The following is a 22,716-nucleotide window of genomic DNA, read 5'->3' as shown; positions in this document are numbered from 1 at the left end:
CGGGGTGAACCGTCCATGTGGCCCCCTGTCAACGGATTACTTCGAGCTGGAGAACAGGCGGGCGACGAGGAAGCCTGCAACTGCCGCGATGCCAACTGCAAGGCCGGGGCTCTTGCGGACGAATTCGCGCGCATCCTCGCCCAGTTCGTCAAGATCCTTGGCGTCGATCTTCTCGGCCGTTTCCTTCATCTTGCGCGAAGCGGTGCGGGCATAATCGCCATATTTCGTGCCGAAGCGATCGTCGATGGTGGGGGTGTTATCCTCCACCAGCTTGCCGAGCCCGGCAATTGCGTCGCTGGTGCGGGCCTTGCCTTCGACGGCCAGTTCGCCTGCCTTTACCTTGGCCTGTTCGCCATAGGCCTTCGCCTCTTCCACCCAGTCGCCCGACTTGGCGCTGGCGCGATCACGCGCTTCCGCGGTGAGGGCGGCCGCTCCGGCCTTTGCTTCTTCCAGTGCGCGGGTGAACTTCTGCTTCGCTTCAGCCGTGTGGCTGGCGGGCGCTTTGGCGGCGGGCTTAGCCTTGGGCTTGGCGGGGGATTTCGAGCCGGTCTTCGCGGGGGTCTGTGCCATCGGATTGCGTCCTTTCACCCTTCGGGATTGTGGCTATGTTATCGAAGCAACGAAATGCTGCCTCTTCTTAGATAGGAAACGTGGCTTGCTTGCCAATGTCGCACTGACTAGGAGGCCCGCATTTCCATTATTGCACCGCGTCATAGCAGTCGGAGCCTTAATTCACCATGACCGCAATCATCGATATCCATGGCCGTGAAATCCTCGATAGCCGGGGCAACCCCACCGTAGAAGTGGACGTCCTGCTGGAAGACGGCAGCTTCGGCCGCGCCGCAGTGCCTTCCGGTGCGTCGACCGGTGCCCATGAAGCGGTGGAATTGCGCGATGGCGACAAGGGCCGCTATCTCGGCAAGGGCGTGCTGAAGGCCGTCGATGCGGTGAACGGTGAGATTTCCGAGGTGCTTCTGGGCCTCGACGCCGAAGATCAGCGCGAGATCGATCTCGCCATGATCGCTCTCGACGACACGGACAACAAGGCCCGTCTGGGCGCCAACGCCATTCTCGGCACCAGCCTCGCGGTGGCCAAGGCGGCAGCTAATGCTCGCGGCCTGCCGCTCTATTCTTATATTGGCGGTGTTTCGGCCCATGTTCTGCCCGTGCCGATGATGAACATCATCAATGGCGGCGAACATGCGGACAATCCGATCGATTTCCAGGAATTCATGATCATGCCGGTCGGTGCGGACAGCATCGCAGAGGCGGTTCGTTGGGGTGCGGAAATCTTTCACACGCTGAAGAAGGGGCTTTCGGAAAAGGGCCTGTCCACGGCAGTGGGCGATGAAGGCGGCTTTGCCCCGAACCTTGCCAGCACCCGTGCTGCGCTGGACTTCGTGATGGAATCCATCGCCAAGGCCGGTTTCAAGCCGGGCGAGGAAGTGGCGCTGGCGCTTGATTGCGCTTCGACCGAATTCTTCAAGGCCGGCAAGTATGAAATCAGCGGCGAAGGCCTGTCGCTCTCGCCCGGCGAGATGGCCGATTACCTCGCCGATCTCTGTGCCGCCTATCCGATCCGCTCGATCGAAGACGGCATGGCTGAAGATGATTTCGAAGGCTGGAAGGCGCTGACAGACAAGATCGGCGGCAAGGTTCAGCTGGTGGGTGACGATCTGTTCGTGACCAACCCCAAGCGTCTCGTCATGGGCATCGATAAGGGCCTGGCCAATTCGCTGCTGGTGAAGGTGAACCAGATCGGCAGCCTCACCGAAACGCTGGAAGCAGTCTCCATTGCCAATCGCGCGGGTTACACCGCCGTGATGAGCCACCGTTCGGGCGAGACCGAGGATTCGACCATCGCCGATCTGGCCGTCGCCACCAATTGCGGGCAGATCAAGACCGGCAGCCTTGCCCGTTCTGACCGGCTTGCGAAGTACAACCAGCTGATCCGCATCGAGGAAGAACTGGGCGACAGCGCGCACTATGCAGGCGCGGGCTGTTTCGGCCGCCTTTCGGCCTGACCCACGCGATTTCGTTCGACTAACCGTATCCCGCTCTCGACGAGCGGGATATTTTTCGGTCAAACTTCGTCCTATCAGGTTGCGCATGAAACCATGCTGCGCGCCGCAAGGGATCGTGCGCGCTGCCGGACGAAGGGACTGACATGACAAAGAGCCTGATCGCCGCATTGCTGCTGGGCACCGCCGCAATCGTTGCGGGGCCTGTGGCGTGCTCCACGGGCACCGAGACGGTCGCGAGCGGCACCGAACTGGGCATCGAAAAGAGCTGGATGGATACCTCGGTCAAGCCGGGGGACGATTTCTATGCCTTTGCGAATGGCGCCTGGAACAAGGCCACGGAAATTCCGGCCGACCGTTCCAATATAGGCGGTTTCGTGATCGCCTTTAACGAGACGGAAAAGCAGCTCGGTGCGCTGATCAAGGATATCGCCGCTTCCGATGCCGCGGATGACGCGGCCGAAGGGCGTATCCGCAATCTCTATAAATCCTACATGGACACGGCGGCCATCGAGAAGGCTGGGCTGAACCCGATCAAGCCCGATCTGGACCGCTTTGCGGCGATCTCCGACAAGAAGGCGCTATCCGCCGTCATCGGCAGCCAGTTGCGGGCCGATGTCGATCCGCTCAACGCGACCGATTTCAATACCGAGAACCTGTTCGGCATCTTCGTGACGCAGGCGCTCTCCGGTGGGGAAGTGGTTCCCTATATCCTGCAAGGCGGGCTGGGACTGCCGGAGCGGGAATATTACCTCTCCTCCGATCCCGAGATGGCCAAGTTGCGCGGTGCCTATCGCAAATATATCGAGGATATGTTCGCAGCCGCGGGCGACAAGGATGCCAAGGTCAAGGCGGCCAGAGTGTTCGATCTCGAAATGAAGATCGCCAAGGCTCACGCCACGCGGGACGAGAGTGAGAACTTCACCAAATCCGCCACTTTGTGGACCCGCGCCAATCTGGAAAAGAACGCTCCGGGGATCGACTGGGCGGCGCTGCTGGATGCAGCGCAACTGGGCAAACAGGGCAAATTCGCCGCCTATCACCCCGGCGCGATCACCGGACTTTCAAAGCTGGTCGCCAGCGAGCCGCTGGATGCCTGGAAAGACTGGCTGGCCTTCCACCAGATCAGCACCAGTGCGGACGTGCTGCCTGCGAAGTTCGACCAGCTGCGCTTCGGCTTCTACGGCACGACCCTTTCCGGCACGCCCGAGCAGCGCAGCCGCGACAAGCGGGCGCTGGCGGTAGTGAGCGATCTGCTGGGGGATGATCTGGGCCAGCTCTACGTGACCAAATATTTCCCGGCCTCTGCCAAGGCTCAGATCGAAGGGATCGTGGGCAATATCAAGCAGGCCTTCGGCGTGCGGGTGCAGGCGATCGACTGGCTCGATCCTGCTACCAAGGCGGAAGCGCTGAAGAAGGTGGAGACCATTCAGGTCGGCGTCGGCTATCCTGAAAACTGGCGTGATTTCTCGAAGGTGAAAATCGCGGCTGCCAGCCCCTATGCCGATGTGCAGGCCGCGCAGAAGGCTGAATATGCCCACCAGCTGGCCAAGATCGGCAAGCCGATGGACAAGGGCGAATGGTGGATGACGCCGCAGACGGTGAACGCGGTGAACCTGCCGGTGCAGAACGCACTCAATTTCCCTGCGGCGATCCTGCAGCGCCCCTTCTTCGATCCCAAGGCAGATCCCGCCTATAATTACGGCGCGATCGGTGCGGTGATCGGCCACGAGATCAGCCACAGCTTCGACAACAATGGCGCGGAATTCGATTCCACCGGCGCGCTGCGCAATTGGTGGACCGATGCGGACCGCAAGAAGTTCGAAGATGCAGGGATGAAGCTGGCCGCCCAGTTTGACGGATACGAGCCGTTCCCCGGCTTGCATGTGAACGGCAAGCTGACCCTTGGCGAAAACATTGCTGACGTGGCCGGTCTTGCTGCCGCCTATGATGCCTATCGTGCGTCGCTGGGTGGCAAGGAAGCGCCGGTGATCGACGGCTTCACTGGCGATCAACGCTTCTTCATCGCCTATGCGCAGGCTTGGGCCACCAAGATGCGCGATGCCGCCCTGCGCCAGCGCATCGCGACGGATGGCCATGCACCGGGCATGTATCGCGCTCTGACCGTGCGCAATCTGGATGCCTGGTACACGGCCTTCGACGTGAAACCGGGCGACAAGCTCTATCTCACGCCGGAAGAGCGCGTGCGGGTCTGGTAAGTCCTCAAATCCGCCAATAACGGACGGGGTGCATCACTTGATGAGAGTGACGTGCCCCGTCTTGTGCTTGATCTTCCCATCGCCGGCAGCGAGCCTCACGAAGCTGCCCTGCGTGGTGCAGGCGCCGAAGGCGAAGTTGCTGAGATCGTAGATCGTCCCGTCGGATTTGACGATGTGCCCGCTGCGCAGATGGCCGGTCTTGCCGCACAGCATGCGCGCCGCATCGGATGTGGCGGACAAGGTCAGTGTGAGCGGGCCGATCTGATCGAGCCGCGTGGCTTGGGCGAAATCCAGCGCACCGTCGCCATCCACGTCGGCAACCCTGTCCGGGCGGCCCTTGCAGTCGGTATCGTCGCAATCCCCACCGCCAGCTAAGGCAACGCCAGTGCTCGCCCTCGTCGGCGATTCCCGCAGCTTGCCTGTGGCCATGCCGGACTGGGCATCGCGCGGAGCCACTGTTCTGCCGCTGGCCATCGTGCTTGAGGGATTGCTCTGCCCGAAAGACCAGCTTTCGAGCGGGGCCGCGCTGGAGCTTTCTCCGTCGACGCCGTCGATCACCAGAAGATAATCCGAGGCGGCGAGGGCTGGAGTGGCGGTTGCCAGTGCAAGGGCCGAACCGAATACCATTGAAGCAAAGCGTATCATGGCATTTCTCCCGTATTTATACTTAGAGAAATGCGCCTGATTTGCTGAATAGTCGATGGCTGGTCATTCGGAGCCTGAATTCAGCAATTTGGATTTCGTCAAATCGCACGGCCCACGCGCGACTCGCAAGCGCGAGGCTGAATTGCCGGAAGGGGCTGCCTATTTGCGAGCCTGATGGAGTGCGGTTCACGCGGGTGAGTGAGCTACTCGCCCGCGTGAACCAGTGGCGATTATGCGCCTGCCGCAGTAAGCTTGGCGACCTGTTCTGCGCTGAGTTCCAGCGTGACCGCTTCCAGCAGCGCGTCGAGTTGTTCAGGCGTGCGGGCACTGGCGATGGGCGCGGCAATGCCGGGCTGGGCATTGATCCAGGCGAGGGCGATGGCTGCATGGCTTGCGCCGGTTTCAGCCGCAATCCCGTCCATCACGGCAAGGATCGGCTGGCCCTGTTCGAAGAACCGGTCCATCCCATATCCGCGGGCCGACTGGGCGAAATCGTCGCGCGAGCGGTACTTGCCGGTCAGGAAGCCGGAGGCGAGGCCGAAATAGGGCAGGGCGGCAATCCCGCGCGCCACGCAGAGATTCTGCACAGGCCCTTCGTAATCGCTGCGCCGGACGAGGTTATATTCGTTCTGCAGCACGCTGTAGGCAGTCTGCCCTGCGGCCTCGGCGGTTTCGATTGCGGCAATCATGCGGTCGGCCGTGAAGTTGGACGCGCCCAGTTCACGCGCCTTGCCGGCTTTCACCAGCGCATCGAAGCCGGCGGCCACTTCGTCCAGCGGCACGGTCGCATCGTCGCGATGGGCGTAATAGAGATCGACATAATCGCTGCGCAGGCGTTCCAGCGACTTTTCCAGTTCGGCAGCCACCTTTTCCGGGGCAAGGTCGCCCGGTTCGCAATGCATGCCTGTCTTGGTGGCGATCAGCATGTCGGAGCGCACGCCGCGCGCTTCCAGCCACTTGCCGATCACAGCCTCGCTTTCGCCGCCGACATGGCCGGGCGCCCAGTCGGAATAGCCTTGCGCCGTATCGACCATGCGTCCGCCTGCGGCATAGAACTTGTCGAGCACTGCGAAGCTCGCATCCTCATCGGCGGTCCAGCCGAAGACGTTTCCGCCCAGACACAGGCGGATGCCGCCGATTGCAGGATGTGAGGTCATGCATATTTCTCCCTGATCGCCAGCAGGGCCATGGCTGCCTTCGCCGCTTCGCCGCCCTTGTCCTTCTGGGCGGGATCGGCACGGACCAGAGCCTGCGCTTCGTTCTCCACGGTAAGGATACCGTTGCCGATCGCAAGTCCGTCCATGGTCAGCGCCATGATCCCACGCGCACTTTCTCCTGCGACGATTTCGAAATGATAGGTTTCGCCGCGGATCACCACGCCGATGCCGACATAGCCGTCATACCGGCCGCTTTCGCTGGCAAGGGCGATGGCGCCGGGCACTTCCAGCGCGCCGGGTACGGTGAGCACTTCAACCCGGTGGCCCGCTTGCTCCAGCGCGGCGCGGGCGCCTGCCACCAGCATATCGTTCAGGTGATCGTAGAAGCGGGCTTCGACGATGAGGAAATTGGCCATCAGGCGGCTCCTTCGATTTCAATGGGACGCTCGCCGACGATGGAAAGGTCGTATCCTTCCAGCCCGACGAGGGAATGTTGGGTGTTGGTGAGCAGGATCATGTCGCGCACGCCAAGTTCGGCCAGGATCTGCGCGCCCACGCCATAGTCGCGCTGTTCCTGCGCCATTTCGTCGCTGCTGTCGCGCTGGCTGGGCGGTGTCTCGCGGGTTCGGATCGCGCGACTCGCAAAGTCAGGGGTGGGGCGGTTGATGAGCACGACCACGCCAGCTCCGTCTTCGCCGATGGCTTTCATCGCACCTTCCAGCAGGCCGTGTCTGCCGCATCGGTCAGCAAAGACATCGTCGAAGATGGACAGGGCGTGCATTCGTACGAGGGTAGGGCGGGCAGGGTCGATATTGCCCTTCACCAGCGCCATGGTTTCCGCCTTCGTGGCCTTGTTATAGTAGCTGACCGCACGCCATTCACCGCCCCACAGGCTGGTGAAGCGCGTTTCGGCGGTTTTCTCCACCAGATGGTCATGCTTGCGGCGATAGGCAATCAGATCGCGGATCGTGCCCATCTTGAGATTGTGGAGCCGGGCGAAGCGGATCAGGTCATCCATCCGCGCCATGGTGCCGTCTTCATTCATGATCTCGCAGATCACGCCCGAGGGGTTGAGGCCAGCCAGGCGGGAAATGTCGACCGAGGCCTCGGTGTGGCCCGCGCGGACCAGCACGCCGCCATCCTTGGCCACCAGAGGAAAGACATGGCCGGGTGTGACGATGTCCTCCTGCCCCTTGGATGCGTCGATAGCGACGGAGACGGTCCGTGCGCGGTCGCCCGCACTGATGCCGGTGGTTACGCCCACGCGCGCCTCGATAGAGGTCGTAAATGCTGTCTCGTGTCGGGTGCGGTTGTTGCGGCTCATCAGCTCGAGGCCGAGCTGGTCCACGCGTGCCTTGGTCAGGGCAAGGCAGATCAGGCCACGGCCATAGGTGGCCATGAAGTTGATTGCATCCGGAGTGGCCATCTGGCCGGGAACGATCAAATCGCCCTCGTTTTCCCGGTCCTCGTCATCAACCAGAATGTACATGCGGCCATTGCGGGCCTCTTCGATGATCTGTTCGATCGGCACGAGCACGGGTGCGTCGTCATTGGCGTTGAGGAAGCGTTCCAGCTTGGCGAGCGTATCGGCCGTGGGGTTCCAGCCGGGATCGGTGCAGTCGCGCAATGTATTGGCGTGAAGCCCGGCTGCGCGGGCGAGGCCAGCGCGTGACATGCGCCCTTCGCTAACGATCTCGCGGACGCGAGTGATGGTCTGGTTGCTCATGCAGGCCACGTAATCACATCATAATGTGATTGCAAGTTGAGCCTTTCACATTTTGTTGGCGATTGCCCTTGGCGGCATTAGGAAGCATGACCGTCCGCACTTGATGGAGATTTCATGGGTCAGGACGAGATTCTAGGTGCCTTTCGCAACGCGATGCGCCACGTCGCGGCGACCGTCTATGCCGTGACGACCGGGCATGGCGGCGAAAAGTTCGGCATTATCGCCACTGCGGTAAGTTCGCTAAGTTTCGATCCGCCCTCACTGCTGGTCTGCATCAACCGCGCATCCACGCTGCACGAGCCGCTCGGCTTTGCCGACAGGTTCTGCGTCAATGTGCTGGGCGTCGGCAATCGCGACGTGGCGGAAAGCTTTATGCAGGTCGGCATCGGTGAAGAACGCTTCAACGTGGGCGACTGGACCGAAGAACATGGCGTTCCGGTGCTTGCCTCTGCGCAGTCCAGCCTGGTCTGCAAGCTGGCACATCGCCATACGTTCGGCACGCACACGATCTTCATCGGAGAGCTGATTTCGGCCCGGCACCGCGAAAACGCTAAGCCGCTGACATATTACGACGGAAGGTATATCGACATCACCGAAGCGCCCGACCAACACATATAAGGGCGCAAAGGGGGAGTTGATTGCGATGCTGAAATTCCGGACCATGGTTGTCGCCATGCTGGCCGCGCTGGTGCCCGCAGGGGTGCAGGCGCATCATTCCTTCGCGGCTTTTTTCGATCCGGCCAAGATTATTACCATCAAAGGCACAGTGACGGAGTTCCGCTTTACCAATCCGCACGGAACCATCGCGCTGGACGTGAAGGGAGCGGATGGGAAAGTGGTGCATTGGCGCGCTGAAACCAACGCGCCTGTAGTGCTTGTTCGCCGGGGGTGGAGCCGGGACGTCATCAAGCCGGGCGAAACGATCTCGATCGAAGGGTGGGTGTCGCGCGATGGTAAGCCCTATCTCCGGCTGAAGCAGGCGTTTAATGCCAGCGGGAAGCTGATCGGCACGGCTCCTTTCGGCCAGGGTGACAGCTGATGCGCCGTGTTACTTCTGCATTGCTTCCTCTTGCCGCAATCTTTGCATCCCCGGTGCAGGCGGAGAGCCATCCGGATTTCAGCGGATTCTGGAACCTCGATTTTGGCAAACCGCCTGCCGATGCGCAGGCGATGGTTGGGCAGTTGCCACCCAATACGGTCGTGATCGAGGATACGGGCGTCGTCGAGTTTCCCGAGAACGAATATGGCGGGTTGAAGCTTAAGCCCGATGCGCTGGCAAAGGCGGAGGCGTGGAAGCCGACCGACGAGATGAAACTGTCTCGTGTTTGCCTGGCTCCATCGGTCGTCTATTCGATTCAGGGGCCGTTCCCCTTCGAGATATATCAGTCCGACGCGATGATCGTATTCAAATACGAATATTTCGATCAGGTTCGGATCGTCTTCATGGATGGCCGCAGCCATCCGCCGGCCGACGCCCCGCATTCCAAGATGGGGCATTCCCTTGGCCATTGGGAAGGTGACGATTTGGTGATCGATACAACGCATATTGCGCCTTCGACCATCACGAATAACGGCCTCGACCATTCGGAGAACATCCACATGGTCGAACGTTATCGCAAGCTGGCTGACGGAACGCTGCTGGCGATCCAATGGTTCGAGGATCCGGACGTGCTCGATAACAACGGTGCCCGGATCATCCAGTGGAAGCGCTATCCGGATCAGTACGTCTATCCATACGATTGCGATCCCAGCATCGCCATGGAGTACCAGCAGCTCGATGGGACACAGGGCGAGGGCGGGGAATAATCCGCTGAGCCATCAAGGGGCGCCGCCCTGTATTTCCCTTGGATAGGCTGGCGGGTGTCTGATGCACACCCGCCAGTGCAATTGATCAGAAGCCGTAGAGAACCCCGCCCACCACCTGATGCCGGGTTGCGTCGATGCCGGTATTGTAACCCGCGACGTTGATGTTGTTGAATTCTGAATAGCGATATTCCCCGCGCAACATGAAGTTGCCTGTGACGCGGAAATCAACCCCGGCGCCCAGCAGGAAGCCGCTGACATCGACGCTGTCGGAAACCGGATCGATGCCGTCATCATACGTGGCCTTGATCTTGGAGCTGACATAGCCGCCCTTCAGATAGACCTTGGAATTATCGTCGAGGCGCATGCCGATACGCGCGCCGACATAGATCTGCCGGTCGGCCAGCAGGCTGAACTTGTCTCCTGCGACCAGTACGTCAGTCACCGAGTCTCCTGTGTCGGAATCAGCATATTCCGCTTCGATTCCGCCGAAGAAGGAGTTGTTGAACTGATAGTCGACACCGCCCACGAAGCCGTACATCACGCCGTCATCATCGACCGCGATAACAGTATCATCCAGTCGCACCGCATCGTAGCCGATGACCGGGCCTGCAAATACCTCAACGCTCTTGCGGGTTTCCTCGGCATGGGTGGGCATTGCCACCATCGTACCAGCGATACAGGCAAAGACGCCTGCCAATTTCTTCATTGTCCTGTCTCCTTGTCCCACGAGGATCAAGGATGGGCAATAATTCGCCAGCATTAGGATTTGCTGAGGCTGGCCCTATGGGATTGGCCGTATTCGCAGACGCGCAGACCGATGTATTGGTCAGAAAGGCCGGTATCTGGTAGGGAAGGGTTTGGTGGACGCACTAGGGCTCGAACCTAGGACCCGCTGATTAAGAGCTGGCCTTAAGGTCTTGGTAAAGCTTGGTAATTCGTTGCAATCGGTTGCGCGGGCAACGCAATCGCGCGGCCTAAACGTTTGCAACAAGTTTCAGACCATTGCGGTCTGTAGCAGCTAATTGTTGGCTTCTGATGCCCCATTGGGACCCCATAGCAGTTCATCTGGAGTCCTCGCCGGGGAGGCGGATGGGAAGCCCGATAGAGTGCAGGAACTATGGAGTATCAATAGCCTCATCGTCGCCCGGCTTTACTCCAAACCTCGCAACTTTCCGCGCCCGCAGCCGAGATTTCCCTGCTATCCGTTTCAATGCCTCTGTGGTCGCTCTTTCGATCGTGTCACTTTCAGGCCGTTCACTGCGTGCAAGCAGGCGAATAGCTTCAATGGATTGGCGAACTTCGTCACCTTTCAGTGCTTCGAACATGCGTTCGAAATCGTCAGTGCTCTGCTTTGACATCAGCATTACATCACGTTGATCCCAGCCCTGCCGCGCACCTATTTCTCGCAGAACATCGAGCGGGTCACGCGGATCGACATATTCCGCGCGCGCCGCTTCGAAAGCGTCTCGCAGGCCATCTTCTATCGAGTCGCTGCGGCTGAAATGGTCGGAGAGATCAAAGAATTCCGGCCGTTCGTCTGCGTGTGCGAGCATGAAGGCATCGACGACCTCAGCAGCTTGATCGGGCCGCCCGGCGTCACGCAGCATATAGATGGCACTGTTGATGTTGACCGCATTGGTGATGCCGGCGTCCTTGATCGCGTTTCGGTGCAGAGCATCAAGGAATTCATCGTCATCCGTCGCAAGCGAGCCATGATATAGCTCCTGCCAAGTTCGGCTGTAATCGCTGTTTCGATTATTGCGCTTGAGTTCGATGGAAACGCGATCAGCGGCTTCCTTGATGTTGGTTTCTACAAAATATCCAGCCTCGGCCCCGTCCATGACCGCATGGTCGAGGTCATTGGCCCATTTGAAGGGATAATCGGCAATCATTTTTTGAAATCGCTCGGTGTCTGGATCGGCAGGCTTTTCGCCGAAATGGGCGCTCATCATCAATTCGTTGTAACCCCGTAGGAATTCGATCGTCGGAGCCAGGCTCGGTTGCTGAACCGACCAACTGGCTAGGACCAAAGTGGCGACAGCTTCGCTAACAATGACCGCATCATAGCCTTGAAGCAGTGCGACAAGGCGCTGGGCCAGCCGCTCGATCTTTCTGATGACCCGAATGTTTATGATGCCTAGCTCTTCGATCCGCGGTTTGAGCAGGTCGAGCAGCAGTTGGTCGGAAGTGAGGGCGATGGTCGCTGCTTCGGCAGGTGTCGGGACAAAATTTAGAGTGACATCTGCGACCTTTTCTAGCTGCAGTGTGAACTCATCTTTTTCCCGATGTTCTTCGTCGTTTAGCAGCAGCACGACCTTGCAATGCCGCTCTTCCTTGAGAAGCGAAGCAAGGCCTAGGACCTCTCGCGTCCCGAGACCAGTGCCAGCACGTTCCAGATCGTCGAAACAAATAAGCTGATCGCGCACAAATAGAGTCGCACCTTTGGCGAGCGCATCTGTAACGCTGCCCAGATTGAATACGCCTGCTGCCCCTTGGGCGATCGGCTTGAGCTTTCGCCAGATATCACGATCCTTGATCACCGACTTGAAGGTCAGTGGCGTGGGGTCCTCGCCGATGTTTTTCCCGGTTACCGTCCGCTCAAACAACGCGAAGCGGAGATCATCGAGGGAATTCAGGCCAAAAAGTGAAACATAGGAATAGCTGTCGAGCGCGAGCTTTTTGTCGTCTCTTGCTTTACGCAAGAACGCACGCCAACCGAAAGTCTTGCCCACACCCCATTTGCCCTTGATGCAAAGCACCTCTGGCGTTTTGTCCGATAGGAATCGGCGCACTTCCTCTTCGACCACGGCAAGCGACACTAGCAGCTCCAATACTATTCGAAGGCCACATCATCGGGTGGATCGAACAACTTGTCATCATCATCTGACAACGGCACCTCGCGGCGATGGCGAACCCAATCATCACCTTTCACGTGAATTGTTTGCATGGCCATCTCGGGAAGCCGATCCCGCAGCTTGATTAGACCTGCGGTGTCGCCGAAAAAACCGACGATCCGGTAGCTCTCATTCCACTCGACGGCGAACGACCAAATCAGCTCGTCGATGTGTTTTTTGATCGCTAGCTTGAAATAGCCATCGGCAGTGACGGCATGGACTCTCCAGTCCCAACCCTTCGTTTCCGTCATGAAGAATTGGACCTGTTCGTTGCCCCAGTCAGCTCGTCGAACGGGTTGGAGAGGAAAGAAACTGCCCTGCCAGAAGCGCCCATTGACCTCTTCTGGCTGGATCGTGATCCAATAGAAGAACGCCATGACTTGCATTCGCACCAGCTCAATGACGCGAGCCTCATCTGCCTGCGGAGCTGATGTGAAGCTGAATTTGAATTCTGCGCCGCCAAACGTATGCGAGATCGAGAATTGCTCCTGACTATCTTTGACGGGCTTTCCGCTGCGGCGGCTTTTAGTCTTGGCCTTGCGCTCGGCTTCATCGCGCAGGCGAACATCATCGCGTGCATGAACTCCCCAAGGATCGGGCTGCATTGAGATCGCCGAAAGGTCATCCTCTAACTCGGCCTTGTGGCGATTGCAGGGCTCGCAGGCCCAAACGATCAAATTCCAATGCTGATGGAGTGATCCGCGCGGCACGAATCGCCTGCCGACAACATGCTCTTTGGTTCTTGTGTTTCGGGTGAGCAACGTCCCGCAGTAGGGGCACGTTTCATTGTGCAGTCTAATCGCCCGATCTGGCGGTTTCCTGATGACCTCATTTCTCATGCCAAACCTATATCGGGCGGGCCTCCGCCTCGCCCGTTGGTGGCTTCGCTTGCGCGAGTTGCCACTTCACATGATTTCTGTGGCCACATGCATGGCATCCGATATTTGCCATCTGGTCGGGTTTCATTGTGATCAGCCAGCGCCAAGGTATGTCGAGCCTTACCTTGCAGCCAGCGCACTCAATCGGGATAGTGACGCGCTCAAATTCAATGTCATCGCCATCCTTTTTGATCGCCTTCCAAGTCTCCTCGCATTCGGGATTGATGCAATGAACGTGTTGTCCATCGCGCAGTAATTCCGCCCGACGCTTGTTTGTTTCACCGCAATCACATTCAAAGGAAACTTCAGGGCCGTAACCGGACGTGACGATAGTGCCCTTCGCTAGTCGCTCTAGCTCCTCAACTACCTCAGCGACTTTAGCTCGTATCTGCGCCTTATCGCCGTAGGCGGATATGTGGTCATCACGATGTTCGGGCAGGCGCACATGCAATGCTAGTCGCGCGAGCGCATTCCACATCTTCGTTATGCGCTTGGGATTGAAACCGATCTCTGTGCCGAGTTCGACATATTCCTCATCTTCTGGCCTGACGCCTTCTTTCACAGGAGTTTTGGCCATGCTGAGCTTGCTCGTCAAAGTGACGTTCGCGTCAACTTCTTCCAGCAGAGTGTTGACCACAGCGCCGGGCTGCCATCTCTTCAGCTGATCGTGTGAAATGTAGTCGTGGCGCTGGCGAAGGCGATCGTACACGACCTTTTCTATCGCAAGCCGCGCTTCGAGCGCTGCATAGGTAACGCTGGCTTCCGTGTCCTCTGCAAGCAGTGCGTTGATGCGGTCGATGATTGAGCGGAGATTTATCATGTCGAAAGATTGCCATCGCTAAGGGATCTTGTCACGAATTATGTTCACGTTTTGTCCAATCCAAATTGTCTCCGACCGTGATTGCTCTGCGAAAAAGATATGACTGACCCGAAGATCACAGCCCGGCGCGGACGCTCGGATCCCATCGGCCATGACGCGATTTGAGAGATAGATTATCACGAAATTACATGGGGCCGAATTTCCGCAGCCTATTGCGCAGCACATGATGCGTGGTTGTTTGACCGAGCTTGATTCTAAGTACCCCCCCGGTTGTCACGCGATTGATGACGCAGGACATAGTTTTCTGATGCATTCCGTCCGCGATCAGGATTTTCTTTGAGAATGGCAGAAATCCGTGATTATTGACGTGCCGTTGAAAGGAAACGGCACGTGCGGAAAGCACTCAGCGCGAAGGCAATCGAAACGTTCAAGCCGCAGACAAAGCGGTATGAAGTTCACGATCTGCTATGTCCGGGGTTTAGCCTTCGGGTGTTCCCTACAGGCAGGAAGGTTTTCACGGTCAAGTATCGCTACGGCTTGAAACAACGCCGTTTGTCCATTGGCGTCCACCCCCGGATTTCGCTCCTTCAAGCCCGCGATAAGGCAATTGAAGCATTGCGATTGGTGGATGAGGGGATTGATCCTGCCGCGCGTCGTCGTCAGCTCGGGATGACAGTTGAAGCCATTTGCGGTGACTTCATTCGTCAATATGCGCGTCCGCGCAATCGTAGTTGGAGAGAGGCTGAGCGTATTTTGCAACGCGAGTTCGTCGCTGTGCATGGGCAGCGCGACATTCGTGAGATCATGCGGCACGACATCCTTGAATTGATGGACGGGGCCATTGAACGAGGTGCATCCTATCAGGCCAACCGCATCCATTCAAACTTGCGCAAGCTTTTCAACTGGTGTGTGGAGCGCGGCATCGTTGATGTTTCGCCCGTCATGGGAATCAAACCGCCCACGCGGGAACAGGCCCGGGAGCGGGTGCTGACGGACGACGAAATTCTCGCCGTGCTGCAGGTCTGCTCCAGGGATGCCTATCCCTTTCGCCAGTTCGTGCCTCTGCTGCTGGCGACCGCACAACGGCGCGGCGAGGTGTCGCAGATGAAGTGGAGCCACTTTGATCTTGATGCAAAGCAATGGGTCATCCCTGCGGACCTGTCCAAGAACGGCAAGCCGCACGTTGTCCCACTCAACGACTTTGCGCTGCGACTGCTTGCTGAAGTTCCGCGCTTCCCTGACTGCGACTGGGTGTTCACGACAACGCGGCGCTCGCCGATTAGCGGGTTCAGTAAGGCGTTGCGACATATCCAGACGGAGTCTGAGACCTCTGAATGGCGGCTTCATGACCTTCGCCGGACGGCGGCTTCGGGGATGGCGAGGGCTGGGATCGCGCCTCACGTTGTCGAGAAAGTTTTGAACCATATTTCGGGAACGATTTCCGGGGTGGCTGCCGTATATAATCGCTACGGCTATGACGCCGAACGGCGTGATGCTTTGGACAAGTGGGGAAGTTTTCTGAATGGCCTTGCCTGATGATTATCAAACCTTGAGCGTCAGGGAGGCGATGGATCGGATTGGATTGCGTCTCTTTCCCGAACAATGGTCTGGCAAGGAGTATCTCGATCACTGGCGACTAGGTTTAAATACTTGGCCGCCTACCAAGCAACGCGGCATGGCAGCGGTTCGCGAGTTACTGACGCTGGTGTGGGACGGCGTGGTCACCGTCGAGGCCGAGATTTCTAAAGCGAACTATGCACCGCTTTCTGCCGAACAGGTGCGCCATTTTCACGGCGGGGAATCGCTGGTCGGTGACGTGAATGAATTCTATCGGCCGTGCCGACTACGCTTCCCGTCCGCGATGCAAATACCATTGACTTCTAGGGGCGGGCGCAACGGATACGATTGGCCGCCTATCGTTGTGCAGATTCTCGCATATCTCGACGAGCACGGCACCAACCAAACCGCTGATCAGATCACTCAGTCGATAAGGGCTCAAATGGAAAAGGGGGAGAGCAAGCCTCCGTCCTATAGCAAGCTCCAGCCTTACGTGAGTGCGTTGCTGGCTTATCGCAGCACCCTTGAACAAGAATTCCCGAAATCGAATTCGGGAACCGACAGTTGCGACCCGCCGGCCATTTCCCGCTAACTGTTCTGGCTCCCATTCGACGGAGCCGTAAATTGAATGACAAACCCAACCGTGATCGACCACGCCGATCTTCGTCGGCGAGGCGTAAAGTTGCACAATTCGACGCTGCTAAGGCTCGAAGCAAAAGGCCTGTGGCCGACCAGAGTGAAAATCGGCGCGAAGACATACTGGCTGGCCGACGAGGTCGACGAGTTCATCAAGGGACTGAAGGCGGGACGGTAATAGTCGCCTTCGTTCGCCCGATGCAGGATCCCGAAACCGGGCGTGAGTGGGAGCGCGTGTTCCTATTCGAGATCGAGGCGCCTGAGGACATCGGGGCCGCAGAAGCATGGCTGCAAGAGCATTATCCGTCGAGCGAAGAGGCTGGGCAATGAGCAGCAAGACCTTGCACTTTCAGCTAGATCGGAGCGCCAGCGCCCTCAGCATGATGGAATGGTTCGCTGGGCAGGATATTCCTGTCTTGCCGGTCCATGGTATTGTCGGGGGCCGCTGCGGATGCGGAACCGACGAATGCGAAAGCGCTGGAAAGCACCCGATCACTTCTTTGGTTCTCAACGGGGTCAAGGGCGCGACAACCGACCTGAAAACAATCCGCCGATGGCATAGAAAGCACCCAGAAATGAACTATGCCGTCGCCACCAAAGGGCTGGCGGTGATGGACTTCGACAGTAAGGAGGCACTGCGGGAATTCCGCTCCGCCTATCACCTACCGCAAACATTCACTGTGAAAACGACCCGTGGTTTCCACTTCTATTATCGCGGCGAAATGCCTGCCCGGAACGGTGTGCAGACCAAACTTGACGTCAAGAGCGGGCCCGGGTGCTATGTCGTCGGGCCAAGCTCGGTTCATGTCTCAGGCGCAATCTATGCGCTGTGGGAGGACAATCCGATAGCTGCCTTGCCGCAGAACATCGCGGAAATTGGCAAACGGCGTGACGAGCGGACAGAAGAAGGCGTGGGCGGCCCCATCCCGGTTGGGCTGCGTAACGACACTCTCACAAAGTTCGCTGGATACATGCATGGAAAGGGGGTGCCGCAACCAGCGGTATTGGAAACCTTGAAAACCCTCAACCGGACAATGTCCGAGAAGCCTTTGGCTGATCGCGAAGTTCGACAAATTGCGCGCAGTGTGTCGCGTTACCCGGTTAAGCCCTTGCCCGGCATTCGTCCATTCTCCGAGGTGCCCGACGAGAAGCTGGAATGGCTCTGGTATCCCTATATCTGCCTCGGGACATTGGGACTGCTGGATGGAGATCCCGGCGATGGCAAGAGCCAGTTCACAGGCTGGCTAGTTTCTGAAATTAGTCGGGGACGTCTCTTGCCCAACGGAAAGCTACGGCCGCCAGCCAACTGCTTCCTGTTTAATTTCGAAGACCTACCCGGTGCGGTCATCAAGAAGCGGTTGGAAGCCAATGGGGCCGACCTCGATCGAGTGTTCATCCAGACGCGGACGTTTAAGCTGACGCCGGAAATGGCCGAATGGCTGGATGGGGAAATCGCAAAGGCCGATCCACGCCTTGTGATCCTCGACCCCATTCAGGCGTTCATCACTGGCGACGTGGACGCTAGCAACAATGTCGACGTCCGCGAGTTCATGGAGCGGCTGAAAGATATTGCAGAGCGCCGCCGCTGCGCGATCCTCGTGGTTCGACATTTCGGAAAGGGGCAGCATGACAAGGCGATGAAGAAGGGCATCGGTGCGACCGACTTCGTAGGTATCTCACGCAACCAATTCGGCCTTGCACGGCGCCGGGACGATGTGCGCGGGTTCATCGTTTTTCACATGAAAACGAACTTCGAGCGCGGCGACGCCATGCTTTTCACGATGGGCGACGCGGACGGACAAAACGGCCAGCAACCAAAAATTGCCTTTGATCGGTTCGAGACAATCGATGCGGATGCGTTCTTCTCTGGAACACCCGCAACAAGGGGACCGGATCAAGATGAGCGAGAGGTCGCAAAGCAATTCCTACTGGGTGCGCTAGCGGACGGTCGGAAGGCCGCGGCCAAACTTAAATCGCAAGGGGAGGCGCGAGCGATCAGTGCGACCACCATGGACCGCGCCCGAAAGGATCTGGGCATCATCTCAGCCAAGGAGGGCAAAAAATGGTTTTGGTCGCTCCCGCCTGAGTGATCCAACTTTTCAAGTTTCCAAGTTTCATCGCCGGGGAGGGCGGAAAGTCGCATTACGCACGTCCCCCGCCCTGGCACTTTTCACGATGCGTGCCGCGTTGAAATCATGAAAACCGGAAAAGTTGGGCGAGGGGAGGCACCGGGGAGGCCGATGCCTCGCTACCCGTCAAACGGCCGGCGCAGCGGACAGGGCCTTGCGCGCCTCATCCAGCGCCCTCGATCCCGGCGTCCACTGCCACGGCTGCCTCGCAACGTGATCTTTTCCCAAGTTCGGATAAAGCTTGGTCTGCTTCGCGGCGAGCCGCAGGAGCATCCGGGCATCGCGGGGCGGCATCTTCATCTCACGCGCGAGCTGGTCGAGGGTGATGACTTCGGCCTTGCTGGTGGTTGCATTCGGATCAGTCGCGGGCTTGGCCTGCGGTTTGTTCTCTACGGCGGACTTCGTGGGTTCAGTCATGTCGTTCGTTCCTTTCATTGTGAACGACATTTCCATTAAGACGGGTTCGGAATGCGTGTCAGGAGAAATCCTAGAAATCTCAGTCGATTTCCATGAGCGGGATCGAGAATGACGTTTTTCCGTCGGTAAAGAGATATTCGTCGTCGTCGCTGCCGATCTCGAACGTGAAGCGGTGTCCGTCCACATCGATATGGATGATCTCGTCGCGCGTTTGGATCACTTCGATCACCGCACCGGGGAATAGCGCCTGCGCATGAGACAATAGATGCAAACGGTCGAGCGGTTCGTGGTCGGACATGATGGCCTTCTTTCGTTGACCATCTTCCCAATAAGATCATGGGTGCGGAGAAGTCAGGAAAAAACCCACGAGAGACCCGCTGATTTCCGCGCGGATGCTGGTACGCCAAATCACTAAATTCGGTCAGGACCCGCTGATTCAATATCGGATGGTCGATGTGCCCAAACGCTCGGAAATCGGTCTCTCGGACCGCCTACAGCCTTTCGCCGGGTATCCGCTGGGAACCAGACCAACCGGAAAGGGCGCGAAGCCGTTCAAGGTATAGCGCCTGTGCTTCGAATTCTGCTCGGCGAAGGCGCCCCACCATATCGATGCGATTGCGCCCCCTCGGGCGCGGTTGGTCACCCGACCCGCACAGACGGCTGCGAAGCTTGGCTGCCTTACGGCGGGCACGCGAAACGTCGTTCATGCCTTGCACTGCATAGCTTAGGCGCTGTGCCGCCCGTGAGCCGAAACGGCCTTTGGCATAATACAGGACCTCGCAACGCCGCGCCGTGATTGGGCAGATGAAATAGCAGCGGTGTCCCCCGAAACGTGACCGCACCATTTCGATGGCGACAGGCTGGTTTATGGCACCATCCGGCATTTGACCGATGATCGCCATGACGCCGCCACGTTCAACGTCGCTGAGGTCGACACGGAGGCGCGCGCTGGCAGTGCTTAGGCCGCCGATTGACCAGCGCAACGTATCGATGACGCATTCGCCCGGCGCGACGACACCCAGCCGCCGCAACGCGCGTATATCAAGCGCCAGCATTTCTTCGACGTTGCCGATATGCGTTGAACGCCGTGCGCCCGATCCGATGCCACCCATGAAAGCCTCCTGAATCTCGGACGGCATCATACATCGAGACCGGCGACGTCTCAGGCCCAACCTCCGGCTCTCCGGACTGCGGCTCTGTGCCTCTCAAGCTGGCTTTTCTGCGAAATACTGCGGTGTGGGGCAGGTGAGCGCAGCTTTTAATTGAGTTGAAACGCCTACTTCCTCATACAGGACGCGGAGCCGCCACGCACGGCTCTGGGGATTAGTAACCCCAAGATGAGCGGTTGGTGCTGACCGTAACAGCGCCACACTCCGTGACCTATGGTCGGGGAGCCTGTGGCGTACGTCCAGGGCTCTTGGGCCTAAAGGCCGCAGGGCCGACTCATCTCGGTTTACTAACTCCCCGATCACCAGGGCATGGTGTGAAGTCGAATAGCGGGGGCGTACCGCAATTGACTTCCGAGGGGAAAACCCATGAAATGGGCCTCAGTAGCGTTGCTTGCAGTGATTGCCATTTGCGTTGTTCTTTTCACTTACGACCATTTTTTTGGCGGCAGTTATGCATGGGTCACCAACGGCGATTCCCCTGTCGTGATCAAAGGCGGCTACTCATATTGGGATTGCCCCGGGCGTGATGCTGAGGCTAGCCATTGCGTAAAAGAGCGCTGACAAAGTACCACTGATGAGCCGGTTTCAGCCTGCGGAAGAAGTTACGAACTTCGAGAGCAAACCTCTGCTGCGGGTCCCTATAAAATTTTCGCTATGGGGATTGCGGGCACTCCAAGTTCAGAACGCATGTCGAACATCCTGCCTCTCGACGGGTTTACCCTAGCAGGATCAGAGGCTAACCATCTCGGATGGCGGGGGGCACTGAATTGGTATCCGGCCGGGGGGCAGCATGGCGCGTATTGAAAACCATAAATACACTATCGAAGAAGCCTTTCGGGAATGCTTCTATATCGTTCCCGACTACCAGCGCGAATATGTCTGGACGGACAAGGAAGTTCATCAACTCCTTGAGGACATCAACGAGCAGATCGACGCCGGATCTGCGCGGGAATATTTCATCGGCACGGTGCTGGTTTCCCCGACCGAACAGAAGAATCATTACGAGGTTATCGACGGCCAGCAGCGGCTAACGACATTCTTCCTGCTGCTCTGCGCGCTGCGACGCATCTTTCAAGGCGAAGCGCAGGAACAGACCCTCGGCGGGCTGATTTCCACAAGCTATACCGACAACAGCGGCGAAACGCGGATCAGCCTGAAACTGGAGCCACGCTATGAATTCGCGGCGGAGGTGATCGCGACGCTGGTCGAGGTGAACGGCGACCCGATCACCGTGCGGACCGGCATTCAGGCCGCTGGTATCGCCAGCTTCGGTTCGCTGGAAAACATCATCAACGCCTACACCACCATCTACCACTATCTGACTGACAATTACGACGACATCACCAAGCTTAAGAAATATTGGGGCTATCTGGCAAACAGCGTGGTGTTCATCCAAATTTCCACCGATGTCAGTAGCGCGCTGAAAATCTTCGAGACGATCAACGAGCGCGGCGTCGGCCTCAACCCAATGGACCTACTCAAGAATCTGCTGTTCACGCAGGTTCAGTCCATGCAGTTTTCGCAGCTCAAGGACGAATGGAAAAAGATCACCAAGCCGCTGGAAAAGGCGCGGGAGAAGCCTCTGCGTTTCCTGCGCTACTTCCTGATGGCGAACTACGTCATCAAGAACAGTAGGGGCGATTCCGTCATCCGCGAGGATGAAATTTACGACTGGCTGGTGGACAAGGGCAACGCCGCGGTCTGCGACTATGGGAACAAGCCGTTCGAGTTCGTCCGTAAGGTGATCCGCAATGTCGAGCATTATCTCGCCTTTGCCAATGGATGCGGCAATGACGGCAAGCCCAATCTCGCAATGGATGGCCTTAAGCGCCTGACCGGCGGTGCATTCAGCCTGCACTTCGTGCTGCTCATGGCGGCGGCTCCACTGCCGAAACCGCTCTTCGATCATTTCGTGACACAGCTTGAGAGCTTCCTATTCTATTACATCTTCACCAAGACCCCTACGCGGGATTTGGAGCGCAGTTTCTCGCTATGGGCGGATGAACTGCGTGTCATCACGGCCGCTGCCGATCTTTCAATCCAGAAGGAAAAGCTGAACGGCTTCATTGCGGAGCGTTTTGAGACCAGCATGGCTGACAAGGCGCAAGAGTTGTCCGATGCCCTCAAACGCTACTCGCTCTATTCCATGCAGCAATACCGGACGCGCTATCTGCTGGCCCGGCTCACCCAATATGTCGATTTGGCATTTAGCGGCGTGAGGAGCCCTGGCAGTCTTGACCCCTATGTTGTGCTGGAGATCGAGCATATCCTGCCGGACACGCCGACTGCGGAACTTAGCGCGGCATGGGCCGAGGACAACCCGGACTCGATTTACGAAGATTACAAGAACCGGCTGGGCAACCTCACACTCTTGGAAAAGCCCATCAACATTGTTGCGAGCAACGATTTTTATGCGAAAAAGCAGGAGGAATATCGGAAGAGCAGCAACTATCTCACTCGTAGCTTGGTCGAATTGACCAACGTGGGGCAGAATACGTCGATTTCGCGGATCAACGAGAAACTGGCTTCGTTCCCAGCATGGAGCGCCGCCTCAATCGACAAGCGCCACGCGCTCTTGATCGCGCTGGCTGGTGAGATCTGGAAGACATCGCCCATTGAGATCTGATGCCCCATTGGTGCCC

Annotated in this window: 24 protein-coding genes; 12 read left to right on the top strand and 12 right to left on the bottom strand. The window is 58.2% G+C overall.

Annotated elements, in window-relative coordinates:
* Positions 1-36 precede the first annotated feature (36 nt).
* The gene (locus tag SZ64_RS05950) at positions 37-570 is read right to left on the bottom strand and encodes a hypothetical protein (protein WP_054529975.1); all 534 of its coding nucleotides are present in this window, start codon (positions 568-570) and stop codon (positions 37-39) included.
* Between the two features lie 167 nt (positions 571-737).
* Between SZ64_RS05950 and eno the strand changes: the two genes are divergently transcribed.
* Positions 738-2,024 carry a phosphopyruvate hydratase gene (eno, locus tag SZ64_RS05945; protein ID WP_054529974.1) on the top strand — a complete coding sequence of 429 codons (1,287 nt, stop codon included), beginning with the start codon at positions 738-740 and terminating at the stop codon, positions 2,022-2,024.
* 143 nt (positions 2,025-2,167) lie between these two features.
* On the top strand, positions 2,168-4,240 hold the full coding sequence (locus SZ64_RS05940; RefSeq protein WP_054529973.1) for a M13 family metallopeptidase: 2,073 nt from the start codon (positions 2,168-2,170) through the stop codon (positions 4,238-4,240).
* A 33-nt stretch (positions 4,241-4,273) separates the two neighbouring features.
* Here SZ64_RS05940 and SZ64_RS05935 read toward each other — a convergent pair whose 3' ends face one another.
* The 4 genes from SZ64_RS05935 to ribB form a co-directional block, all read right to left on the bottom strand.
* The gene (locus SZ64_RS05935) at positions 4,274-4,885 is read right to left on the bottom strand and encodes a hypothetical protein (RefSeq protein WP_156313554.1); all 612 of its coding nucleotides are present in this window, start codon (positions 4,883-4,885) and stop codon (positions 4,274-4,276) included.
* A 230-nt stretch (positions 4,886-5,115) separates the two neighbouring features.
* The gene (locus tag SZ64_RS05930; RefSeq protein WP_054529971.1) at positions 5,116-6,042 is read right to left on the bottom strand and encodes an aldo/keto reductase; all 927 of its coding nucleotides are present in this window, start codon (positions 6,040-6,042) and stop codon (positions 5,116-5,118) included.
* Complete coding sequence (gene ribH, locus SZ64_RS05925; RefSeq protein ID WP_054529970.1) at positions 6,039-6,458, bottom strand: 6,7-dimethyl-8-ribityllumazine synthase; 420 nt, start codon at positions 6,456-6,458, stop codon at positions 6,039-6,041. Before ribH ends, SZ64_RS05930 begins: the two co-directional genes overlap by 4 nt.
* Positions 6,458-7,768: a 3,4-dihydroxy-2-butanone-4-phosphate synthase gene (ribB, locus tag SZ64_RS05920; protein ID WP_054529969.1), complete on the bottom strand. Its 1,311-nt coding sequence runs from the start codon at positions 7,766-7,768 to the stop codon at positions 6,458-6,460. The genes ribH and ribB overlap by 1 nt, the downstream gene beginning before the upstream one ends.
* Before the next feature lie 114 nt (positions 7,769-7,882).
* Here ribB and SZ64_RS05915 point away from each other — a divergent pair, with 114 nt between their 5' ends.
* Genes SZ64_RS05915 through SZ64_RS05905 form a run of 3 tightly spaced genes read left to right on the top strand, consistent with a single transcriptional unit; the run spans position 7,883 to position 9,574 of the window.
* On the top strand, positions 7,883-8,386 hold the full coding sequence (locus SZ64_RS05915; RefSeq protein WP_054529968.1) for a flavin reductase family protein: 504 nt from the start codon (positions 7,883-7,885) through the stop codon (positions 8,384-8,386).
* Between the two features lie 55 nt (positions 8,387-8,441).
* Positions 8,442-8,807 (top strand): DUF6152 family protein, encoded by a 366-nt coding sequence (locus tag SZ64_RS05910; RefSeq protein WP_156313553.1) that lies wholly within the window; start codon positions 8,442-8,444, stop codon positions 8,805-8,807.
* Positions 8,807-9,574 (top strand): hypothetical protein, encoded by a 768-nt coding sequence (locus tag SZ64_RS05905; protein ID WP_156313552.1) that lies wholly within the window; start codon positions 8,807-8,809, stop codon positions 9,572-9,574. Before SZ64_RS05910 ends, SZ64_RS05905 begins: the two co-directional genes overlap by 1 nt.
* Before the next feature lie 85 nt (positions 9,575-9,659).
* Here SZ64_RS05905 and SZ64_RS05900 read toward each other — a convergent pair whose 3' ends face one another.
* The 4 genes from SZ64_RS05900 to SZ64_RS05885 form a co-directional block, all read right to left on the bottom strand.
* Positions 9,660-10,280, bottom strand: coding sequence for an outer membrane beta-barrel protein (locus SZ64_RS05900; RefSeq protein WP_162225078.1), 621 nt, complete (start codon positions 10,278-10,280; stop codon positions 9,660-9,662).
* Between the two features lie 409 nt (positions 10,281-10,689).
* Positions 10,690-12,393, bottom strand: a complete 1,704-nt coding sequence (locus tag SZ64_RS05895) for a hypothetical protein (protein ID WP_156313551.1) — start codon at positions 12,391-12,393, stop codon at positions 10,690-10,692.
* A gap of 14 nt (positions 12,394-12,407) precedes the next feature.
* Positions 12,408-13,073, bottom strand: coding sequence for a hypothetical protein (locus tag SZ64_RS05890; protein WP_054529963.1), 666 nt, complete (start codon positions 13,071-13,073; stop codon positions 12,408-12,410).
* 241 nt (positions 13,074-13,314) lie between these two features.
* A complete protein-coding gene (locus tag SZ64_RS05885) occupies positions 13,315-14,166 on the bottom strand; it encodes a hypothetical protein (protein WP_054529962.1) in 852 nt (283 codons plus the stop codon).
* 390 nt (positions 14,167-14,556) lie between these two features.
* Here SZ64_RS05885 and SZ64_RS05880 point away from each other — a divergent pair, with 390 nt between their 5' ends.
* Genes SZ64_RS05880 through SZ64_RS05865 form a run of 5 tightly spaced genes read left to right on the top strand, consistent with a single transcriptional unit; the run spans position 14,557 to position 18,449 of the window.
* Complete coding sequence (locus tag SZ64_RS05880; protein ID WP_054529961.1) at positions 14,557-15,702, top strand: site-specific integrase; 1,146 nt, start codon at positions 14,557-14,559, stop codon at positions 15,700-15,702.
* Complete coding sequence (locus SZ64_RS05875) at positions 15,689-16,315, top strand: hypothetical protein (RefSeq protein ID WP_054529960.1); 627 nt, start codon at positions 15,689-15,691, stop codon at positions 16,313-16,315. The genes SZ64_RS05880 and SZ64_RS05875 overlap by 14 nt, the downstream gene beginning before the upstream one ends.
* Before the next feature lie 36 nt (positions 16,316-16,351).
* Positions 16,352-16,537, top strand: coding sequence for a hypothetical protein (locus SZ64_RS05870; protein WP_054529959.1), 186 nt, complete (start codon positions 16,352-16,354; stop codon positions 16,535-16,537).
* A gap of 20 nt (positions 16,538-16,557) precedes the next feature.
* Complete coding sequence (locus tag SZ64_RS19020; RefSeq protein WP_277813736.1) at positions 16,558-16,689, top strand: hypothetical protein; 132 nt, start codon at positions 16,558-16,560, stop codon at positions 16,687-16,689.
* Entirely contained in the window at positions 16,686-18,449 is a 1,764-nt protein-coding gene (locus tag SZ64_RS05865) for a bifunctional DNA primase/polymerase (RefSeq protein WP_054529958.1), read from the top strand. The genes SZ64_RS19020 and SZ64_RS05865 overlap by 4 nt, the downstream gene beginning before the upstream one ends.
* 165 nt (positions 18,450-18,614) lie before the next feature.
* Here the strand turns inward: SZ64_RS05865 and SZ64_RS05860 are convergent, their stop codons facing one another.
* The 3 genes from SZ64_RS05860 to SZ64_RS05850 all read right to left on the bottom strand — a co-directional run bounded on the left by SZ64_RS05860 (position 18,615) and on the right by SZ64_RS05850 (position 20,017).
* Positions 18,615-18,905 (bottom strand): hypothetical protein, encoded by a 291-nt coding sequence (locus tag SZ64_RS05860; protein WP_054532116.1) that lies wholly within the window; start codon positions 18,903-18,905, stop codon positions 18,615-18,617.
* A gap of 79 nt (positions 18,906-18,984) precedes the next feature.
* On the bottom strand, positions 18,985-19,203 hold the full coding sequence (locus SZ64_RS05855) for a hypothetical protein (protein WP_054529957.1): 219 nt from the start codon (positions 19,201-19,203) through the stop codon (positions 18,985-18,987).
* Between the two features lie 193 nt (positions 19,204-19,396).
* Complete coding sequence (locus tag SZ64_RS05850) at positions 19,397-20,017, bottom strand: hypothetical protein (protein ID WP_054529956.1); 621 nt, start codon at positions 20,015-20,017, stop codon at positions 19,397-19,399.
* 423 nt (positions 20,018-20,440) lie between these two features.
* Between SZ64_RS05850 and SZ64_RS18540 the strand changes: the two genes are divergently transcribed.
* Both SZ64_RS18540 and SZ64_RS05845 read left to right on the top strand, forming a co-directional pair.
* Entirely contained in the window at positions 20,441-20,635 is a 195-nt protein-coding gene (locus SZ64_RS18540; protein ID WP_156313548.1) for a hypothetical protein, read from the top strand.
* 229 nt (positions 20,636-20,864) lie between these two features.
* Positions 20,865-22,700: a DUF262 domain-containing protein gene (locus tag SZ64_RS05845; protein ID WP_054529955.1), complete on the top strand. Its 1,836-nt coding sequence runs from the start codon at positions 20,865-20,867 to the stop codon at positions 22,698-22,700.
* Positions 22,701-22,716 lie beyond the last annotated feature (16 nt).

Origin of the sequence: Erythrobacter sp. SG61-1L (genome assembly GCF_001305965.1) — a bacterium.
Taxonomy (GTDB): domain Bacteria; phylum Pseudomonadota; class Alphaproteobacteria; order Sphingomonadales; family Sphingomonadaceae; genus Andeanibacterium.
This window is presented reverse-complemented; position numbering and strand designations above follow the sequence as displayed.

Bases quoted from the DNA above. Each gene is read 5' to 3' on its own strand.
- ribH (WP_054529970.1), bottom strand. From the start codon at position 6,458: ATGGCCAATTTCCTCATCGTCGAAGCCCGCTTCTACGATCACCTGAAC.
- SZ64_RS05845 (WP_054529955.1), top strand. From the start codon at position 20,865: ATGGCGCGTATTGAAAACCATAAATACACTATCGAAGAAGCCTTTCGG.
- SZ64_RS18540 (WP_156313548.1), top strand. From the start codon at position 20,441: ATGAAATGGGCCTCAGTAGCGTTGCTTGCAGTGATTGCCATTTGCGTT.
- SZ64_RS19020 (WP_277813736.1), top strand. From the start codon at position 16,558: ATGCAGGATCCCGAAACCGGGCGTGAGTGGGAGCGCGTGTTCCTATTC.
- SZ64_RS05890 (WP_054529963.1), bottom strand. From the start codon at position 13,073: ATGCAGCCCGATCCTTGGGGAGTTCATGCACGCGATGATGTTCGCCTG.
- SZ64_RS05940 (WP_054529973.1), top strand. From the start codon at position 2,168: ATGACAAAGAGCCTGATCGCCGCATTGCTGCTGGGCACCGCCGCAATC.
- SZ64_RS05910 (WP_156313553.1), top strand. From the start codon at position 8,442: ATGCTGGCCGCGCTGGTGCCCGCAGGGGTGCAGGCGCATCATTCCTTC.
- SZ64_RS05885 (WP_054529962.1), bottom strand. From the start codon at position 14,166: ATGATAAATCTCCGCTCAATCATCGACCGCATCAACGCACTGCTTGCA.
- SZ64_RS05860 (WP_054532116.1), bottom strand. From the start codon at position 18,905: ATGACTGAACCCACGAAGTCCGCCGTAGAGAACAAACCGCAGGCCAAG.
- ribB (WP_054529969.1), bottom strand. From the start codon at position 7,768: ATGAGCAACCAGACCATCACTCGCGTCCGCGAGATCGTTAGCGAAGGG.
- SZ64_RS05935 (WP_156313554.1), bottom strand. From the start codon at position 4,885: ATGATACGCTTTGCTTCAATGGTATTCGGTTCGGCCCTTGCACTGGCA.
- SZ64_RS05855 (WP_054529957.1), bottom strand. From the start codon at position 19,203: ATGTCCGACCACGAACCGCTCGACCGTTTGCATCTATTGTCTCATGCG.
- SZ64_RS05950 (WP_054529975.1), bottom strand. From the start codon at position 570: ATGGCACAGACCCCCGCGAAGACCGGCTCGAAATCCCCCGCCAAGCCC.
- SZ64_RS05900 (WP_162225078.1), bottom strand. From the start codon at position 10,280: ATGAAGAAATTGGCAGGCGTCTTTGCCTGTATCGCTGGTACGATGGTG.
- SZ64_RS05870 (WP_054529959.1), top strand. From the start codon at position 16,352: ATGACAAACCCAACCGTGATCGACCACGCCGATCTTCGTCGGCGAGGC.
- SZ64_RS05865 (WP_054529958.1), top strand. From the start codon at position 16,686: ATGAGCAGCAAGACCTTGCACTTTCAGCTAGATCGGAGCGCCAGCGCC.
- eno (WP_054529974.1), top strand. From the start codon at position 738: ATGACCGCAATCATCGATATCCATGGCCGTGAAATCCTCGATAGCCGG.
- SZ64_RS05905 (WP_156313552.1), top strand. From the start codon at position 8,807: ATGCGCCGTGTTACTTCTGCATTGCTTCCTCTTGCCGCAATCTTTGCA.
- SZ64_RS05930 (WP_054529971.1), bottom strand. From the start codon at position 6,042: ATGACCTCACATCCTGCAATCGGCGGCATCCGCCTGTGTCTGGGCGGA.
- SZ64_RS05850 (WP_054529956.1), bottom strand. From the start codon at position 20,017: ATGGGTGGCATCGGATCGGGCGCACGGCGTTCAACGCATATCGGCAAC.
- SZ64_RS05915 (WP_054529968.1), top strand. From the start codon at position 7,883: ATGGGTCAGGACGAGATTCTAGGTGCCTTTCGCAACGCGATGCGCCAC.
- SZ64_RS05875 (WP_054529960.1), top strand. From the start codon at position 15,689: ATGGCCTTGCCTGATGATTATCAAACCTTGAGCGTCAGGGAGGCGATG.